The sequence below is a fragment of the Desertihabitans brevis genome, assembly GCF_003327535.1.
Lineage (GTDB): Bacteria > Actinomycetota > Actinomycetes > Propionibacteriales > Propionibacteriaceae > Desertihabitans > Desertihabitans brevis.
This window is the reverse complement of sequence record NZ_QOUI01000002.1, coordinates 32,819-50,216: the sequence shown is the minus strand read 5'-3', so window position 1 is coordinate 50,216 and position 17,398 is coordinate 32,819. Positions and strand designations below refer to the sequence as shown.

Genomic DNA, 17,398 nt, shown 5'->3' with positions numbered 1-17,398 from the left:
GAGGGGGTCTCGGCGGTCACTGGCAGGAGTCGCACTGCAGGCGCTCCATCGGGTCGACCGGGCAGGCGGTGCCGTCGACCACGTCCAGCTCGAACCCGTCCAGCTGGACGGCGCTGACGGCGGGCGTCACGACCTGCACGGTCTGCTCGCTGTGCTCGACCGAGACGGTGTGCTCGACCTGGACGGTGCGCTCGACGGCCTCGGGCGCGGGCGTGGCCGACGGCGGTGCCGCGGGCGGGACCGGCGACGCTACCGCAGACCCGGTGGCCCGGGCGAAGCCGAAGCCCCGACGCGGCTCGGGCTGGCTGCCCGTGTCCTGCGGAGCCGCCGCCGACGGCCCGCTGGGGGCCTGCGGCTGGCGCGCCGGGGCGCCGCCCTGCGCGCTGGGCGCCTGGCCGGGACGACGGCCGAAGCCGAAGCCACGACCCGCCGCCGCACCCGGCACGCCGCCGGTGACCGGACCACCCGTGGCCGGCGCGGCCGGGGCCGGGGCCGGGGCGGAGGATGCGGGACCGGCCGGCGTCGCGCTGGACGGCGCCTGCCGGGCCTGCGGGGCGTCGCCGGTGGCGCTGGTCGGCGCTGCGCCGGGCCCGGAGGCCGGACGCTCCGACGGCGTGGCCGGGGAGCCGGTACGGGCGCCGAACCCCCGACGACCGCCACCGGCCGACCCGGTGCTGCCACCGCGGAGCTCGGCCGCCTTGTTGATCTTGACGGTGCTCTGCTCGGCGGTGTGCCGCGGCATCATGTGCAGGTAGTAGGTGGTCTTGACCCCCCGCTCCCAGGCCGCCGAGTACAGCTCGACCATCTCGTTGACGTCGCGGCTGGCCAGGTAGATGTTGCGGCTGATCGCCTGGTCGATCCACTTCTGGGCCCGGGCGGCGATCTCGATGAAGGCCGTGGGCGCCAGCTGGAAGGACGTCCGGTAGATCTGCTTGAGGTCGTCGGGCACCGAGGCGATCCGGGTGACGTCGCCCTGGGCCTGCAGCAGCTCGTCGCGCACCTGCTCCCACAGCCCGCGCGACTTCAGGTCGGCGACCAGGTTGCGGTTGACCTCGAGGAACTTGCCCGAGGAGGTGGCCCGGCTGAAGATCTGGCTGAACTGCGGGTCCAGACCCGGGGTGGTGCCCGCGACCAGACCGATCGAGGCGGTCGGGGCGATCGCCAGCACGGTCGAGTTGCGCATGCCGCCACGGACCTTCTCGCGCAGCGCGTCCCAGTCCATCCGGATGGTGCGGTCGACGGCCACCGGCACCTCGCGGTCGGCCTCCAGCGCGGCGAGGGAGTCGAAGGGCACCCAGCCCTGGCTCCAGCGCGAGCCCTCGAAGGTGCGGTAGCTGCCGCGCTCGCGGGCCAGGTCGGCGCTGGCGTCGATCGCGTGGTAGCTGACGAACTCCATCAGCTCGTCGATCAGCTCGGCCGCCTGCTCGGAGTCGTAGGCCATGCCCAGCCGCTCCGTCAGGTCGGTGAAGCCCATCACGCCCAGGCCGACCGCACGGTGGTCGGAGTTGGAGCGCTCGGACTCCGGCACCTGGCTGATGGTGATGTCGATGAGGTTGTCGAGCTGGCGGACCGCGGTGCGCACGGTGTGGCGCAGCCGCTCCCAGTCGACCACCAGGTCGTCGCCGAGGTGGGCCGAGAGGTTGACCGAGGCCAGGTTGCAGACCGCGATCTGGTCGCGGTCCTGCGGCAGGCAGATCTCGGTGCAGAGGTTGGACAGGTGGATCGTCCCGGTGTTGTTGTTCAGCGCCCGGGTGTTGATGGTGTCCTTCCACGTCAGCCACGGGTGCGAGGTGCTCTGCAGGGTGATGAGGATCGCCTTGAACTGCTCGCGGGCGCGGACCCGCTTGAAGCGGCGCATCTCACCGTTCTCGGCCTTCTGGATGTACTCGGCGTAGCGGCGGGAGAAGGCGGCGCCGTAGAGCTCGGGCAGGTCGGGCACCTCGAGCGGGTCGAACAGGTACCACACCTCGTCGTCGCGGACCCGCTTCATGAACTCGTCGGAGATCCAGACCGCGGTGTTGGCGGTGCGCAGCCGGCGGTAGGGGTCGCCGGAGTTCTGCTTCAGGTCGAGGAACTGCGGGAAGTCGAGGTGCCAGTTCTCCATGTAGAAGCACAGCGCACCGAACTTCTTGCCGCCGCGGGAGACCGCGCGCAGGCTCGAGTCGATGGTGTGCATGAAGGGGATCGGACCGGTCGAGGTGGTGTTGTTGCTGCGGATGGGCGAGCCCTCCGAGCGCAGCTTCGTGACCGAGAGCCCGATCCCGCCGGTGCCCTTGGTCAGCCACATGACGTTGCGCAGCGAGGTGGCGATGTGCTCCATGTCGTCGTCCATCTGCATGACGAAGCAGTTGGAGAGCTGGGCGTAGGAGGTGCCGGCGTTGACCAGCGTGGAGCCCGCGGCCAGGTAGGTGAGGGAGGACATCGCGTCGTAGATCTGCAGCGCGGCCGCCGTCGGGTCCTGCTCGTTCAGCGAGAGCCCCATCGCCACCCGCATCCAGAAGAACTGCGGGGTCTCCATCGGCTGGCGCCGGGAGTCGTTGATGAGGTAGCGGGTGCGCATGGTCTGCACGCCGATGTAGCGCAGCAGGTCGTCGCGGGCCGGGTCGAGCGCACCGGCCAGCCGGAGCAGGTCGAAGTCCTCGCCCAGGCGCGGGTCGAGCAGGCCGTCGGAGACCGCCTTGTGGATGTAGCCGGCGAACTGCTCGTGGTGGCGGCGGGCGACGTTGGTCAGCGTGACGCCCTCGCCGAGCACCCGCTTGTACAGGGTCTTCACCAGCAGCCGGGCCGCGATGGTGTCGAAGGCCGGGTCGTCCTTGACGTTCTGCAGGGCGACCCCGATGACGGCCTCGTCCAGCTGCTCGGTGGTGATCTTGTCGAACAGCGTGATCTCGAGCTCGGACTGGATCTGGGTCGCCCGGGTGACCTGGTCGTCGAGCCCGCGGCTGGCGTCCTCGATCGAGCGGGCGATCTCGTAGCCGTCGTAGGGGACCAGGCTGCCGTCGCGCTTCTGGACGGTGATCTGCTGCTCGGCTGCGTGCATGACTCATCCCTCTGTGGTCGCAGGTGTGGGTGCCACGGCAGCGGTGGTGGACCACTGCTCCGCGCGCTCGACTGGGTTGTCCCCCGGGGTCAGGTGCGGTCCGCGTAGGGTGCCTGGGGCACGGAGCGCGGGCATCGGCCGCCGGTGAGAACCACTATATCTGGAAATCACACGCGTGCAAGTACCCCATATCTGGGTTTTCCGCGGGTCGGGCGGCGAGCGCTCACGCTCCGCTGCGACGGTACCGCGCGACCCTGACAGACAGCGTCACCGGCCCGCCCGGACGCCGTCGCAGCAGGCTCTCGCGGTCGGTGTGGTGCCCGTTCGGACCCATCAGCGCGAGGTCGGCGGCGGCCTCGTCGGAGAGCTCCACCCGGCGCCGCTCGGCGTGTCGCGACACCGGCTCGAAGCGCCCACCCAGCTGCTCGTCGAGGCGCTCGGCCTTGTCGGCCTGGACGGTCATCAGCCCGGCCCGTCCGCGCAGCCCGTCGAGGTGATCCGGTTCGGGGGTGACCACGACCAGGGTGCCGCCCGGGCGGAGCACCCGCTGGGCCTCGGCGGCGTTGCGGGGCGCGAAGACCACCAGCACCGCGTCGACCCGGCCGTCGAGCAGCGGCCAGGGCCGCCAGCTGTCGGCGACCACCGAGGCCACCCGGGGGTGCACCCGGGCGGCGCGCCGGGCGGCCGCGGTGGAGACGTCGGTGCTCAGCCCGACCCGCTGCGACCCGGCCGCGACCACCCGGGCCAGGTGCTGTCCGGTGCCGCCGCCGGTCTCCACCAGCCGGGCGGCCTCGCCGAGGTCGGCGCAGGCCTCCACCAGCGCCCCGCCGACCAGGTCGAGCAGCCCGGCGTCGTGCACCCGCTCGCGGGCGGCCACCATCGCGGCGGTGTCGGCGTTGGCCCCGGCCGCCACCCCACCCATGAGGTTGACGTGGCCCTGCCGGGCGATGTCGAAGGAGTGCCCGTCCGCGCAGCGCAGCCGCCGGCCTCCGTCGAGGAGGTCCAGCCCGCGCGGCTCGCGGTGACCGGCCACCGGGCAGCGCAGCAGCGGCTGCACCAGCGCCAGGGCGCCCCCGGACACGCTCAGCGGGCCCTCACAGGGTGCGCATCTTGCCGCCGTCGACCGGGAGCAGGCAGCCCGACAGGTAGCTGGCGGCGGGGGAGAGCACGAAGGCGGCCACCCGTCCGAACTCCTCCGGCTCACCCAACCGGCGCAGCGGGATGGTGGCGGCGGCGTCGGCCATCGCCTGCTCCGGGTCGTCGCTGTGGGCGTGCAGGGCCGTGATCCGCTCGGTGCGCACGGTGCCCGGCATCAGCCCGACCACCCGGGCGCCGCGGGGCCCGACCTCGTCGGCCAGCTGCTTGACCAGCAGCCCCAGCCCGGGACGCAGCCCGTTGCTGATGGCCATCTCGGGCAGCGGTTCGCGGGCGGTGCTGGAGAGCACCCAGGCCAGCGCGACGTCGTCGCGGGTCGCGTGCTCGAGCACCGCCCGGCTGACCCGCAGCGCGGCCAGGAAGACCGAGTCGAAGGCGTCGCGCCACTCCTGCTCACTGTTGGCCAGGGCGGCCCCGCGCGGCGGGCCGCCGACGCTCACCAGGGCCCCGTCCAGGGAGCCGAACCGGCTCAGCGCCAGCTCGCAGGCCCGGCCGGGGGTGGCGGGGTCGGAGAGGTCGGCCGGCAGCGCCACCGCGGCGTCCTCGCCCAGCTCGGCGACCACCTCGGCCAGCACGTCGGCCCGGCGGGCCACCAGCACCACCCGGGCGCCCTCGGCGACGAGGGCGCTGGCGGTGGCGCGGCCCAGCCCGGCGGAGGCGGCGGTCACGACGAAGGTGCGGTCGGCGAGGTGCAGGTCCATGGGGTCAGTCTGGCGCACCGGCCCGCTCGCGACGGCGCTCCCTCAGGTCGCCACGCACCAGCACCACCACCCCGCCGACCGCGATCGCGGTGAAGGCGAACCACTGCAGGGCGTAGGAGAGGTGGTTGCCCTCGGTCGGCGCCGGCGGCTGCACCGGGTCGAGCGCGGCGTAGCCGGGCTGCGGGTCGACCGGTGTGATCTCGAAGGCCGCCACCCAGCCGGTGGTCAGCACCGGGTAGGGCACGGTGGACGCCAGCGCCGGCGTGTTGACCAGCCGGACCGAGCCCTGCGCGGGGGTGATCAGCGCCTCCCGGCCCTGCTCGTTGCGCCGTAGCCAGCCGAGCACGTCGACCTCGCCGGCGGGCGGTGCGGGCAGCGTCTCGGGGATGCCTCGGGTCTCGGCGACGAAGCCGCGGCTCACCCAGACGGAGCGGCCGTCGGCCAGTCGCAGCGGCGTGAGCACCTCGAACCCGCGCACCTCCCCGTTGCGCCGGTTGCGGACGTGCACCTGCTGGCCGGCGTCGAACTCCCCGGTCAGCTCGACCCGGCGCCACTGCTCGGCGTCGGCCACCTCGTCGCCGAGGGCCTCGTCCACGCCGACCGGCGGCGCCTGCCGCTGCGCCTCGACCTGGGCGTTCTCGGCCCGGCGCTCCTCCAGCCGGCTCAGCTGCCAGCGGCCGAGGGTGACGAAGGCGACGACGACCACCACACAGAACAGCGCCAGCACAAGCCAGCGCAACCACAGCCGCTGCACCCCGACAGGGTAGTGGCGCTCCCGGCGCCACCCCAGCCGGAGCGGGCCGCCCGACGGCGGGGCTCAGGAGGTCGAGGGGTGCTCGCCCTTGGTCAGCGCCAGCTGGGTGGCGCTGGCCGTCGCGGATCCGATGCTGGCGCCCCGGCCGACGGCCACCCCGGCCAGGAAGGTGGTCAGCGGCGCGGCCGGGCGGGTGACGTGGTGGGCGGCGTCACGGGCGAGGTCGAGCACCGCGTGCACCGAGTCCTCGTCGAGGTCCATGTCGAGTCCGAGGGTGTCGCTGAGCTCGGCCATCCACAGAAAGAGGGTGCGGGTCTCTTCGGTCACGCTGCTCCTCGTCGCTCGGCAGTGGGGCTGCGACGATCCTGCCACCGGTCCGCCGCCCGGCCACCGGGGGGTGGGGCGCCTGGGGGTGCTCCCTAGACTCGGGCGCATGACCTCGACCCCGACCGCCTCCTGGCCGCGCCCGCTGCGCGACCGGCACGGCCGGGTCGCCACCGACCTGCGGGTCTCCCTGACCGACCGCTGCAACCTGCGCTGCACCTACTGCATGCCGGCCGAGGGGTTGGACTGGCTGGGCAAGGACGAGCTGCTGACCGCCGAGGAGCTGCGCCGGCTGCTCGACGTGGCCGTCCGGATGCTCGGCATCACCTCGATCCGGCTGACCGGCGGGGAGCCGCTGCTGCGGCCCGACCTGCTGGAGGTGGTCCGCGACGTCGCCGCGCTGCGGCCGCGGCCGCGGATCGCGCTCACCACCAACGGGATCGGGCTGGCGCGCCGGGCCGAGGAGCTGGCCGCCGCCGGGCTGGACCGGATCAACGTCTCCCTCGACACCCTCGACCCCGACACCTTCACCCGGCTGACCCGCCGGCGCCGGCTGCCCGACGTGCTCGCCGGGGTGGAGGCGGCGGTCGCGGCCGGGCTCACCCCGGTCAAGGTCAACACCGTCCTCATGCGCGGCGTCAACGACTCCGAGGCCGCCGACCTGCTCGCCTGGGCGATGGACGTCGGCGCCCAGCTGCGGTTCATCGAGCAGATGCCGCTGGACGCCCAGCACGGCTGGCAGCGCAGCGAGATGGTCACCGCCGAGGAGATCCACACCGCGCTGTCGCGGCGCTGGCGCCTGGTCGACGACCGCGCCGAGCGGGGGAGCGCGCCGGCCGAGCTGTTCCGGGTGGCCGGCACCGCGCACAAGGTCGGCATCATCGCCTCGGTGACCCGCCCCTTCTGCGGCGCCTGCGACCGGGTCCGACTGACCGCGGACGGGCAGCTGCGCAACTGCCTGTTCGCTCGCACCGAGTCCGACCTGCGACCGCTGCTGCGCGGCGGCGCGGACGACGAGGAGATCGCCTGCCGCTGGCTGGACGTGCTGGCGGCCAAGCGACCCGGTCACGGCATCGACGACCCGAGCTTCCTCCAGCCCGACCGTCCGATGTCGGCCATCGGCGGCTGACCGCCGGGCCCGGCGGGGACGGGTCTACCGTGGGCCCATGCGAGTGCCGCTGCCGCCCAACCCCGCAGAGCTGCTCGGTCGTGGTGCGGAGGCGCTCGAGCAGCTGACCTCCCTGCTGCCGCGCACGGTCGCGCTGCTGGAGCGGGCCGAGCGGGCGGCCGAGCGCGCCGAGGGGCTGCTCGACCGCTCCGACGCGGTGGTCACCGGGGCCGAGCTGGCCGTGCAGCGCACCCAGGCGGTGGTCGAGCGGGCCGAGGGGGTCAGCGTCCGGGCCGAGGAGCTGTTGGGGTCCTACACCGAGTCGCTGACCCGGCTGCAGCCCGTCATGGCGCGGCTGGCCGACTCCACCGACCCGCACGAGGTGCAGGCGGTGGTGGAGGCTCTCGACCTGCTGCCGCGGCTGGTGGGTGACCTGCGCCGGGACGTCCTGCCGGTGATGAGCACCCTCGGTGACGTCGCCCCCGACCTGCACGACGTGCTGCGGGTGGTCACCGAGATCAACGAGATGCTCGGCTCCATCCCAGGGCTCAAGGGCATCAAGAAGCGGGTGGACGCCGAGCACGCGGCCCAGCGGGACACCACGGACTGACCCCTCAGCCGAGCGGCTCGACCTCGCGGAGGAACCCCCGCGCCTGCAGGAACTCCGACAGCGAGACCCGGTGCTCCTCGCAGGCCAGCCAGTGCTTGCGCCGCTCGGGGGTGTGGATCTTCGGGTTGTTCCACCGCAGGTCGTGCACGGCCGGCGCCTGGCAGCCCCGGGCCGAGCAGGTGGTGGGGAGCTCCTCGACGTCGCTCACGGTCCTCCTCCGGGTCGCGGTGGCGGCGTCCCGGGCCGCCGGGGTTCCAGCGCCGGCCGGGACGGGTCGTCCTCGACCACCTCGCCCTCGATGGTCACCGGGCCCTGCTCCACGGCCGGCCGGGGCTCGGCGTCGGCCGGCGCCGTCCGCTCCGGCGGTGGGGTGCTCTCGACCGAGCGCTGGTCCTTGGCGTTGACCAGCAGCACCGCCAGGTAGGGCAGCAGCACCGCACCCAGCAGCAGCACCACGACCAGCACCGGGTTGCTGCGGGCCGGCCACAGCCCGACGAAGCAGAGCACCCGGATGCCCATCATGATCAGGTAGTTGCGCTGACGGCGCGAGGCGTCGACCGAGCGGCCCCGGGAGGCCTGGGTGATGACGGGTGTGTCGTCGTCGCGGTGCGCCACCCGGTCAGCGTACGTGGCTCTCCGGCAGGCCTTCCGGGCCGGCCGACCGGGAGTAGGGTGCCCGCGGGGTCGGTGCCGGGCGTCCGGTCCGGCGTGACCCGGGAGGAGGGCTGGCTGTGCCGCGCGGCATCACCGTCACCCACCTGAGCGAGGAGGAGATCGCCGCCCCGCAGCGGGGCGTGCTGCGCCGGATCGCCTCCCTGCTGCGTCCCTACCGGGCTCGGATGGCGCTGGTGCTGCTGGCCGTGCTGACCGCGGCCGGGCTCACGGCGGTCAGCCCCTTCCTCACCCGCGAGGTGTTCGACGCCGCGCTCTTCCCGACCGACGGCGGACCGGCGCGGCTGGACCTGCTCGCCTGGCTGGTCGGCGGTCTGGTGGCCATCCCGGTGCTCACCGCACTGGTCGGGATCGGGCAGAACTACCTCACCAGCATCATCGGCAACTCCGCGATGGCCGACCTGCGCGGCGACCTGTTCGCCCACCTGCAGCGGATGGAGCTGGCCTTCTTCACCGCCACCAGGACCGGCTCCATCCAGTCCCGGCTGTCCAACGACGTCAGCGGCGTGCGCACGGTCCTCACCGACGTCGCGACCGCCATCCTCTCCAACACGGTGACCGTGGTCGCCGCCTTCGTCTCGATGCTGCTGCTGTCATGGCAGCTGACCGTCCTCACCTGCGCGCTGATCCCGCTGTTCGTCTGGATCCAGGTGCGGGTGGGACGCCGGCGCCAGCGGCTGGCCCGGCGCACCCAGGAGTCGCTGGCGGAGATGACCGCGATCACCGAGGAGGCGCTCAGCGTCTCCGGCATCCTGCTGTCCAAGGTGTTCAACCGGGCCGCGGCCGAGACCGAGCGCTACCGCGAGGCGAACCGGCGCCAGACGCGGCTGCAGGTCGAGCAGGCGATGACCGGGCGCACCTTCATGGCGGTGGTGCAGACCTTCTTCGCCATCACCCCGGCCCTGATCTACCTGGCCGCCGGGCTGATGGTCACCGGCACCGTGCCCGGGGGCGGCGGGCTGACCGCGGGCACCCTGATCGCCTTCACCACGGTGCAGGCCCGGCTGCAGCAGCCGCTGGGCTCGCTGATGCGGGTCAGCCTGGACGTGCAGACCTCGCTGGCGCTGTTCCGGCGGATCTTCGAGTACCTCGACCTGCGTCCGGCGATCACCGAGCGCCCCGGCGCCCGCCGACTCGACCCCGAGACCATGGCCGGGCGGGTCGAGTTCGACGCGGTGAGCTTCCGCTACCCCGAACCGCGACCCCTGAGCGGCACCGAGCAGGGCGACCGCTTCGGTGGGCCGGGGGTGCGGATGGCCGGGCCGACCGACCCCGGCGACGGCTGGGCGCTGCGGGACGTCTCGCTCACCGTCGAGCCGGGGCAGCTGGCCGCGCTGGTGGGTCCGTCGGGGTCGGGCAAGACCACCGCCACCTACCTGGTGCCGCGCTTCCACGAGGTGACCGAGGGGGCGGTGCGGATCGACGGGATCGACGTCCGTGACCTCACCGCGTCCTCGCTGGCCGACGCGGTCGGCATGGTCACCCAGGAGCCCTACCTGTTCCACGGCACCATCCGCGACAACATCGCCTACGCCAAGCCGGGGGCGAGCGCGGAGGAGATCGAGGCCGCCGCCCGCGGGGCGAACATCCACGACCGGATCATGACCTTCGCCGAGGGCTACGAGACGGTCACCGGCGAACGCGGCTACCGGCTCTCGGGTGGGGAGAAGCAGCGGCTGGCGATCGCCCGGGTGCTGCTGAAGGACCCGCGCATCCTCATCCTGGACGAGGCCACCTCCGCCCTGGACAGCGAGACCGAGCGGCTGGTCCAGGACGCCCTGGAGCGCGCGACCCGCGACCGCACCACCATCGCCATCGCGCACCGGCTCTCCACGATCCGCGCCGCCGACGTCATCTACGGGATGGAACGGGGCCGGGTGGTGGAGCGCGGCACCCACGCCGAGCTGCTCGCCGCCGGTGGGCTGTACGCCCGGCTGCATGCCGAGCAGCTCGGCCGGGCCACCCTGGAGGAGGGCCCGGCCGACGGGCCGCGGGCCGACGTCAGCGTGTGAGGACGCCGGCCCGGACGGCTCAGCGCTCGTCCAGCGCCTCGGCCGGCGGGGTGAGGGTGGAGCCCTCCTGCTGCTCGGCGTACTTCGAGCGCAGGTGCACCGGCTCCTGCTGGGCGCCCTTGCGGCGGGCGGCACGGCCGCGGTAGACGAGGTTGAGCGCCTCGACGACGATCGCGAACGCGATCGGGCCGTAGATCATGCCCTTGCTGACGTGGTAGTTGAAGCCCTCGGCCAGCAGGGTCGCCCCGATCAGCACGAGGAAGGCCAGGCAGAGCATCTTCACCGTCGGGTGGCGGTCGACGAAGCCGCCGATCCGCTCGGCCAGCACCATCATCACGCCGATCGCGATCACCACCGCGGCGATCATCACCGCCAGCTCGTCCACCATGCCGACCGCGGTGATCACCGAGTCGAGGGAGAAGACGATGTCGATCAGCACGATCTGCAGGATCACCCGGCCGAAGGTGGTGCCGGCCTTCCCGCCACCGTCGCCGTGGCCGTCCTCGCCCTCGAGCTTGGCGTGGATCTCGGTGACGGCCTTGTAGATGAGGAAGGCGCCACCGAGGATGAGGATCAGGTCGCGGCCGCTGATCTGCAGCGCCTCCCACGGCCCGATCCCGAACAGGGTGTCGGTCAGCCCGACGATCCAGGAGGCGAAGAACAGCAGGATGATCCGCATCACCAGCGCCAGGGTCAGACCGACCAGGCGCGCCCGCTTGCGCTGCGACTCCGGCAGCCGGTTGGCGAGGATCGAGATGAAGACGACGTTGTCGACCCCGAGCACCAGCTCGAGGGCCAGCAGGGTGAGGAAGGCGATCCAGATCTCTGGGCTGGTGAGGATTTCCACGCGCAGACGATAGCGTTACCGGGTGCCGCAGCCTGAACACACGACACGGACCGTCCTGGTCACCGGTGGCAGCCGGGGGATCGGGCGGGCGATCACCGAACGCTTCGTCGCCGCCGGGCACCGGGTGGCCGCGACCCACCGTAGCGGGGACGTCCCGGCGGGCGCGCTGCCGGTGCGTTGCGAGATCACCGACCCCGAGCAGGTGGAGGCCGCCTTCGCCACGGTGGAGGCCGAGCTGGGTCCGGTGGAGGTGCTGGTCGCCAACGCCGGCATCACCCGCGACACCCTGCTGCTGCGGATGAGCGAGCAGGACTTCGCCGACGTCGTCGAGACCAACCTCACCGCCTCCTTCCGGCTGGCCAAGCGGGCCTCGAAGGCGATGATGCGGGCCCGCTTCGGGCGGATGGTCTTCCTGTCCTCGGTGGTCGGCCAGCTCGGCTCGGCCGGGCAGGTCAACTACGCCGCCTCCAAGTCCGGGCTGGTGGGCCTGGCCCGCTCGATCACCCGCGAGCTGGGCTCGCGCGGGATCACCGCGAACGTGGTCGCCCCCGGCTTCATCGACACCGACATGACCGCCCGGCTGAGCGAGCAGCAGGTGGCCGACTACCAGGCGCGCATCCCGGCCGGCCGGCTGGGCGCGGTCGAGGACGTCGCGGCCACCGTGGAGTTCCTCGCCGGCGACGGCGCCGGCTACGTCTCCGGGGCGATCATCCCCGTCGACGGCGGCCTCGGCATGGGCCACTGACACCTCCGGCGGCGCCGACGGCGCCGCCACCTCGATCCAGCACGGCAGGGAAGGAACTGATGGGCATCCTCGAGGGCAAGAACGTCCTGGTGGCGGGAGTCACCCTCAACACCTCGATCGGCTTCGCCGCGGCCAAGGTGGCCCAGGAGCAGGGCGCCACCGTGGTGGTGTCCAACTTCGGACGCGCGATGGGCATCACCCGGCGGGTGATCAAGAAGCTGCCCACCGAGCCCGCGCTGCTCGAGCTCAACGTCTCCGACGCCGACCACCTGGCGGCGCTGCCCGAGGCGCTGGGCGAGCACGTCGACCGCCTCGACGGGATCGTGCACTCGATCGCCTTCGGCAACCCCGAGACCGCCCTCGGCGGGAAGTTCCTCGACACCCCCTGGGAGGACGTCGGCACCGCGGTGCAGGTCTCGGCCTACTCGCTGAAGTCGCTGACGATGGCCTGCCGGCCGCTGCTGACCCGCGGCAGCTCGGTGGTCGGGCTGACCTTCGACGCCACCATCGCCTGGCCCGGCTACGACTGGATGGGGGTGGCCAAGGCCGCCCTGGAGAGCACCAGCCGCTACCTGGCCAAGTACCTCGGCCCCGAGGGCATCCGCAGCAACCTGGTCGCCGCCGGGCCGCTGGAGAGCCTGGCCAAGAAGGCCATCCCGGGCACGGAGAAGTACAACGAGGTGTGGAGCGAGCGCGCCCCGCTCGGCTGGGACGCCACCGACTTCGAGCCCACCGCCAAGGCGGTGGTCGCGCTGCTGAGCGACTGGTTCCCCGCCACCACCGGCGAGATCGTGCACGTCGACGGCGGGGTGCACGCGGTCGGCGCATGACCGCGTCCCGGCCGGCGGAGCGACCTGCGCCCGGGGACGAGCCGGACGTGCTGGCCGCCGCCCGCGGTCTGCTCGGGGCGGTGCTGCACGGCCACGGCGTCAGCGTCCGGCTGACCGAGGTGGAGGCCTACGCCGGACCGGACGACCCCGCCTCGCACGCGTACCGGCGCACCCCGCGCTCGGAGACCATGTTCGGCCCGGCGGGACGGCTCTACCTCTACCGCTCCTACGGCATCCACCTGTGCGCCAACGTCGTCACCGGCGAGCCGGAGGAGGGCCAGGCGGTGCTGCTGCGCGCCGGGGAGGTGGTGGCCGGGCACGACCTGGCCCGGGCGCGCCGGGGCGGCGTCGACGACGTCCGGCTGGCGCGCGGGCCGGGCAACCTCTGCTCCGCGCTCGGCCTGGTGCCGGCCGACCTGGGCGCCGACCTCGAGCAGGACCCGCCGCCCCGGCTGGAGCCCGGGACGCCGGTCGACCCCGCCCGGGTGCTCAGCGGGCCGCGGGTGGGGGTCAGCCTGGCCGCCGACCGACCCTGGCGGTTCTGGCTGGCCGGGGAGCCGACCGTCTCGGCCTACCGCCGCTCGCCGCGGGCGGCCGCCCCCGGGTCGGCGTCCGACCCGGTCAGCCGCCGGTGACCGCGCGCACCCAGGCCCCCAGCCTGCGGTGCGGTGGCCCCCAGCAGCCGGTCCGTGCCGCTCACCGCTCGGCGGCCGGCCAGGCGCAGGCCGCGCAGAGCGCGTCGCTGGCCACGGTGTGCAGCCGGCGCAGCAGCTCGGTGCGCCGCTGCAGCGCGAAGGAGTGCAGCACCTCCCGGTCGTCGGACAGTCCGGCCTCGGTCACCTGCACCAGCCGCAGCGCGCGCTCGGCCGCCCGCTCCTGGCGGGCCGGGTAGCCCGGGGCCAGCACCGGCCCGTCCAGCAGCTGCGGACGCTGCCCGGAGGCGGCCTGCAGCTCGGCCAGCGCGTCGGCGGCGCGCAGCAGCTCGGTCGACAGGGCCCGCTCGGTCTCGGCCGAGGACGGCACCGGGAAGGGCCGGTGCGCCCGCAGCACCCGCCACTGCACCGCGGGGCCGACGCGGTGCGGCACGAAGGCGCACACCCCGCCCTCGTGGACCACCGCGGCCCCCGCCTCCAGCGCGGCCGAGTTGAGCTCGACCGGGCCGCGCAGCACCCCGAGCGCCCCCGGTCGGGGCAGCGCCAGCAGCCAGGAGCCCGGCGCCAGCAGCTGGACGGCGCGCAGCGCGTCGAGCAGGTCGGTCGCCCGGAGGGGGTCGAGCCCGAGCAGGCCGTCGGCGTCGACCACATGGTGGGCGACGTCGCCGTGGGCGATCTGGGAGGCCGCGACCTCGGCGCTGAGCGGGGTGTGCTGGAGGGTGTTGAGGTGGGTCGCCAGGGCGATCGCGGCGAGACGCGGCATCCGGCCACTGTAGGCGAACGACCCGGCCCGGGAGCCGGTGCCGATCTTGTAGGTTCGTGCCCATGGCGGCAGTGGCGGACCTGGCAGGCGTGACCATCCGGCGTGGCACGGCCACCCTGGTCGACGACATCACCTGGACCGTGGACGAGGCCGACCGGTGGGTGGTGATCGGCCCCAACGGCGCCGGCAAGACCACCCTGCTGCAGGTGCTGGCCGCTCAGCTGCACCCCACCACGGGGGTGGCCGAGATCCTCGGTGAGCTGCTCGGCATGGTGGACGTCTTCGAGCTGCGGCCGCGGATCGGCGTCACCTCGGCCGTGCTGGCCGAGCGGGTGCCGCGCTCGGAGAGCGTGCACGACGTGGTGGTCTCGGCCTCCTACGCCGTGCTCGGGCGCTGGCGGGAGGAGTACGACGCCCTCGACCACGAGCGCGCCGACGAGCTGCTGGCCCAGCTGCGGGTCGACCACCTGGCCGAGCGCACCTTCGGCACGCTGAGCGAGGGCGAGCGCAAGCGGGTGCAGATCGCCCGGGCGCTGATGACCGATCCCGAGCTGCTGCTGCTGGACGAGCCGGCCGCCGGTCTCGACCTCACCGGCCGCGAGTCCCTGGTGCGCACGCTGAGCGAGCTGACCTCGAGCCCGACGGCGCCGGCCACCGTGATGGTCACCCACCACGTCGAGGAGATCCCGGCCGGGATCACGCACGCCCTGCTGCTCAAGCACGGACGGGTGGTGGCGGCCGGCCCGCTGGCCGAGACCCTGACCGAGCAGGCGATGAGCGAGACCTTCGAGATCGACCTCGTGCTGCGCCACGAGCGCGGCCGCTGGTCGGCGACGGCCCGCTGATGGCGGTGAACCTCAACGACTTCCTCGGCGACCACCCCTGGTTGCTGTGGTTGGCGCTGGCCGCGCTGCTCGCCGCCGCCCGGCTGGTGGTGGCGGACCGGCGGCTGCTGCCGGTGGCCGGCGCGGTCGCGCTGACCGCCGTCGTCGCCGCGCTCTGGCCGGCCGGCTGGTGGCTGCAGCTGCTGGTCGCGCTGGTGCTGGCGGGCGCGGCCGTGTGGTGGGCCCGTCCGCGCGTCGGTCGTCCCGCCTGAGCCGCCGATGGCCCGACTGGTCCTGGTCGACGACCCCGCGGACGAGCGGCTGGCCGACTACGTCCGGCTCCGCGACGTGTCGCTGCGCCGGCACCTGGAGACCGAGCAGGGGCTGTTCATCGCCGAGGGGGAGAAGGTCATCCGGCGGGCGCTGGAGGCCGGCTACCGGCCACGGTCGTTCCTGCTCGCCGAGCGCTGGCTGGCGGGGCTGGCCGACCTGCTGGCCGCGCACCCCGACGTCGAGGTGTACGTCGTCAGCGAGGCCCTGGCCGAGGAGGTGACCGGTTTCCACGTGCACCGCGGGGCGCTGGCCTCGCTGCACCGCCAGCAGCGCCACACCGTCGCCGACCTGCTGACCCTGCGACGCCTGGTGGTCTGCGAGGACGTCGTCGACCACACCAACGTCGGCGCCATCCTGCGCAGCGCGGCGGGGCTCGGCTTCGACGGCTGCCTGCTGGCGCCCCGGGCCGCCGACCCGCTGTACCGGCGCTCGGTCAAGGTGAGCATGGGCGCGGTGTTCTCGCTGCCGTGGGCGCGGCTGGAGGACTGGGCCGAGGCGGTGCCGACCCTGCGGTCGGCCGGGTTCTGGACGGTGGCGCTCGCGCTCTCCGACGACGCCCGCGACCTGTCCGAGGTGGCCGCCGAGGCCGCCGCCGACCCGGGGCGGCGGGTGGCGCTGCTGCTCGGCACCGAGGGCGACGGGCTGTCGCGGCGGTGGGTCGAGCAGGCCGACGTGGTGGCCCGGATCCCGATGGCCCGCGGCATCGACTCGCTCAATGTGGCGGCCGCAGCGGCGGTGGCCTGCTACGCCTTCGGCCCTGCCTCCTGAGCGTCGTCGTCCGGCGCCGTCACGAAGGCTGTTCCGGGCCGGCACCTGTCGTTCACCAGGGTCGGTCCTGACGTTCACGGACACCGGTCTACAGTGCGTGCGGTCGCGCGACCGCACCAGTGGTGACGCGGCCTCCGAGTGGGCGAGGCGACCCCCGGGTCGCAGGGAGAGAGACAGCGATGGAACGACGGATCGGGCTCGGGCTGCGTCGGCCGGCGGCCCTGCTGCTGGCCGGCACGGTGCTGGCCGCGCTGACGGCGTGCGGTGGCGGTGGAGCGGCCGCGCCGGAGGGAGAGGAGGCGCCGGCCGGCGGCGGGCCGCTGGTGGTCTACACGAACTCCAACTCCGACGGCCGCGGCGAGTGGGTGACCGAGCAGGCGGCCGAGGCCGGGTTCGACATCGAGATCGTCGGGCTGGGCGGGGCCGATCTGACCAACCGCATCATCGCCGAGGTCAACAACCCGGTCGGTGACGTGGTCTACGGCCTCAACACCATGTACTTCGAGCAGCTCAAGGCCGAGCAGGCGATCACCGCCCACGAGCCCACCTGGTCCGGGGAGGTGCCGCCGGAGGCCGGCGACCCGGTCGACGGCGCCTACTGGCCGCTGGTCGACCAGGCCATCCTCATGGCCTACGACAGCTCGCGGGTCACCGACGTGCCGACCGACGTCAGCCAGCTGTGGATCGACCCCCGCTTCCAGGGCCGGTACGAGGTGAACACCTCCCTCGGCCAGGCCACCCCGCAGCTGGTGGTCGCCGGCATCCTGGCGCCCTACACCGACGAGCAGGGCCAGGTCTCCGACGAGGGCTGGGCGGCGGTCGAGGCCTACTTCGCCAACGGCGACCCCGCCGTGGAGGGCACCGACCTCTACGCCCGCTTCGACCGGGGCGAGGTCGACTACGGCGTGATCCCCAGCGGCAGCGTGTTCTCCCGCGACGAGGAGTACGGCACCCAGACCGCCGTGGTCCCGTCGGCCTCCGGCGTGCCCTACGTCACCGAGCAGATCGGCATCATCGCCGGCACCGACCAGGAGCAGCGCGCGGCGGAGTTCATCGACTGGTTCGGCAGCGCGGAGGTGCAGGGCGCCTTCGCCGCGGAGTTCGACGCGATGCCGGTCAACGAGGTCGCCGCCGAGCAGGCCAACCCCGAGGTGGTCGAGCTGGTCGGCTCGGTCCAGCGGGCCGACATCGACTACGCCGTGGTGCGCGAGCACATCGGCGAGTGGGTCGAGCGGATCGAGCTGGAGTACCTGCCCTGA

19 protein-coding genes are annotated in these 17,398 nt (G+C 73.7%); 10 read left to right on the top strand and 9 right to left on the bottom strand.

All coding sequences use genetic code 11. The features are described from left to right. Positions 1 to 16 precede the first annotated feature (16 nt). From DT076_RS03620 to DT076_RS03600, 5 genes are all read right to left on the bottom strand, one after another. Positions 17 to 3,040 carry a ribonucleoside-diphosphate reductase subunit alpha gene (locus DT076_RS03620; protein WP_325048350.1) on the bottom strand — a complete coding sequence of 1,008 codons (3,024 nt, stop codon included), beginning with the start codon at positions 3,038 to 3,040 and terminating at the stop codon, positions 17 to 19. 223 nt (positions 3,041 to 3,263) lie between these two features. Continuing rightward, positions 3,264 to 4,121: a putative RNA methyltransferase gene (locus tag DT076_RS03615; protein ID WP_114125310.1), complete on the bottom strand. Its 858-nt coding sequence runs from the start codon at positions 4,119 to 4,121 to the stop codon at positions 3,264 to 3,266. A 13-nt stretch (positions 4,122 to 4,134) separates the two neighbouring features. Continuing rightward, positions 4,135 to 4,896 carry an SDR family oxidoreductase gene (locus DT076_RS03610; RefSeq protein ID WP_114125309.1) on the bottom strand — a complete coding sequence of 254 codons (762 nt, stop codon included), beginning with the start codon at positions 4,894 to 4,896 and terminating at the stop codon, positions 4,135 to 4,137. Between the two features lie 4 nt (positions 4,897 to 4,900). Continuing rightward, on the bottom strand, positions 4,901 to 5,650 hold the full coding sequence (locus tag DT076_RS03605; RefSeq protein ID WP_158548031.1) for an SURF1 family cytochrome oxidase biogenesis protein: 750 nt from the start codon (positions 5,648 to 5,650) through the stop codon (positions 4,901 to 4,903). 63 nt (positions 5,651 to 5,713) lie between these two features. Beyond that, on the bottom strand, positions 5,714 to 5,977 hold the full coding sequence (locus DT076_RS03600) for a DUF6457 domain-containing protein (RefSeq protein WP_233493617.1): 264 nt from the start codon (positions 5,975 to 5,977) through the stop codon (positions 5,714 to 5,716). Positions 5,978 to 6,083: 106 nt separating this feature from the next. Between DT076_RS03600 and moaA the strand changes: the two genes are divergently transcribed. Together moaA and DT076_RS03590 are read left to right on the top strand one after the other, a co-directional pair. Next, positions 6,084 to 7,103, top strand: coding sequence for a GTP 3',8-cyclase MoaA (moaA, locus tag DT076_RS03595; protein WP_114125307.1), 1,020 nt, complete (start codon positions 6,084 to 6,086; stop codon positions 7,101 to 7,103). 37 nt (positions 7,104 to 7,140) lie between these two features. Continuing rightward, a complete protein-coding gene (locus DT076_RS03590; RefSeq protein WP_147264043.1) occupies positions 7,141 to 7,692 on the top strand; it encodes a hypothetical protein in 552 nt (183 codons plus the stop codon). Positions 7,693 to 7,696: 4 nt separating this feature from the next. Here DT076_RS03590 and DT076_RS03585 read toward each other — a convergent pair whose 3' ends face one another. Beyond that, positions 7,697 to 7,900 carry a hypothetical protein gene (locus DT076_RS03585; protein ID WP_114125305.1) on the bottom strand — a complete coding sequence of 68 codons (204 nt, stop codon included), beginning with the start codon at positions 7,898 to 7,900 and terminating at the stop codon, positions 7,697 to 7,699. Continuing rightward, positions 7,897 to 8,307, bottom strand: coding sequence for a DUF3099 domain-containing protein (locus tag DT076_RS03580; RefSeq protein WP_114125304.1), 411 nt, complete (start codon positions 8,305 to 8,307; stop codon positions 7,897 to 7,899). Before DT076_RS03580 ends, DT076_RS03585 begins: the two co-directional genes overlap by 4 nt. 116 nt (positions 8,308 to 8,423) lie before the next feature. On the opposite strand from DT076_RS03580, the gene DT076_RS03575 reads away from it, so the two are divergent. Further along, entirely contained in the window at positions 8,424 to 10,376 is a 1,953-nt protein-coding gene (locus DT076_RS03575) for an ABC transporter ATP-binding protein (protein ID WP_199538941.1), read from the top strand. A gap of 19 nt (positions 10,377 to 10,395) precedes the next feature. Here DT076_RS03575 and DT076_RS03570 read toward each other — a convergent pair whose 3' ends face one another. Continuing rightward, positions 10,396 to 11,223, bottom strand: coding sequence for a TerC family protein (locus DT076_RS03570; protein ID WP_114125303.1), 828 nt, complete (start codon positions 11,221 to 11,223; stop codon positions 10,396 to 10,398). 22 nt (positions 11,224 to 11,245) lie between these two features. Here DT076_RS03570 and fabG point away from each other — a divergent pair, with 22 nt between their 5' ends. Genes fabG through DT076_RS03555 form a run of 3 tightly spaced genes read left to right on the top strand, consistent with a single transcriptional unit; the run spans position 11,246 to position 13,433 of the window. Next, the gene (fabG, locus tag DT076_RS03565) at positions 11,246 to 11,968 is read left to right on the top strand and encodes a 3-oxoacyl-ACP reductase FabG (RefSeq protein WP_114125302.1); all 723 of its coding nucleotides are present in this window, start codon (positions 11,246 to 11,248) and stop codon (positions 11,966 to 11,968) included. 59 nt (positions 11,969 to 12,027) lie between these two features. Further along, positions 12,028 to 12,798 (top strand): enoyl-ACP reductase FabI, encoded by a 771-nt coding sequence (fabI, locus tag DT076_RS03560; RefSeq protein ID WP_114125301.1) that lies wholly within the window; start codon positions 12,028 to 12,030, stop codon positions 12,796 to 12,798. After that, entirely contained in the window at positions 12,795 to 13,433 is a 639-nt protein-coding gene (locus DT076_RS03555; RefSeq protein ID WP_114125300.1) for a DNA-3-methyladenine glycosylase, read from the top strand. Before fabI ends, DT076_RS03555 begins: the two co-directional genes overlap by 4 nt. A 61-nt stretch (positions 13,434 to 13,494) precedes the next feature. Here the strand turns inward: DT076_RS03555 and DT076_RS03550 are convergent, their stop codons facing one another. After that, the gene (locus tag DT076_RS03550; protein ID WP_114125299.1) at positions 13,495 to 14,214 is read right to left on the bottom strand and encodes a hypothetical protein; all 720 of its coding nucleotides are present in this window, start codon (positions 14,212 to 14,214) and stop codon (positions 13,495 to 13,497) included. Between the two features lie 62 nt (positions 14,215 to 14,276). On the opposite strand from DT076_RS03550, the gene DT076_RS03545 reads away from it, so the two are divergent. The 4 genes from DT076_RS03545 (at position 14,277) to DT076_RS03530 (ending at position 17,398) form a co-directional block, all read left to right on the top strand. After that, the gene (locus DT076_RS03545; protein ID WP_114125298.1) at positions 14,277 to 15,059 is read left to right on the top strand and encodes an ABC transporter ATP-binding protein; all 783 of its coding nucleotides are present in this window, start codon (positions 14,277 to 14,279) and stop codon (positions 15,057 to 15,059) included. 5 nt (positions 15,060 to 15,064) lie between these two features. Beyond that, positions 15,065 to 15,310, top strand: coding sequence for a hypothetical protein (locus tag DT076_RS03540; RefSeq protein ID WP_158548030.1), 246 nt, complete (start codon positions 15,065 to 15,067; stop codon positions 15,308 to 15,310). A gap of 7 nt (positions 15,311 to 15,317) precedes the next feature. After that, positions 15,318 to 16,139, top strand: a complete 822-nt coding sequence (locus tag DT076_RS03535) for a TrmH family RNA methyltransferase (protein WP_114125296.1) — start codon at positions 15,318 to 15,320, stop codon at positions 16,137 to 16,139. Between the two features lie 179 nt (positions 16,140 to 16,318). Beyond that, entirely contained in the window at positions 16,319 to 17,398 is a 1,080-nt protein-coding gene (locus tag DT076_RS03530; protein ID WP_114125295.1) for an extracellular solute-binding protein, read from the top strand.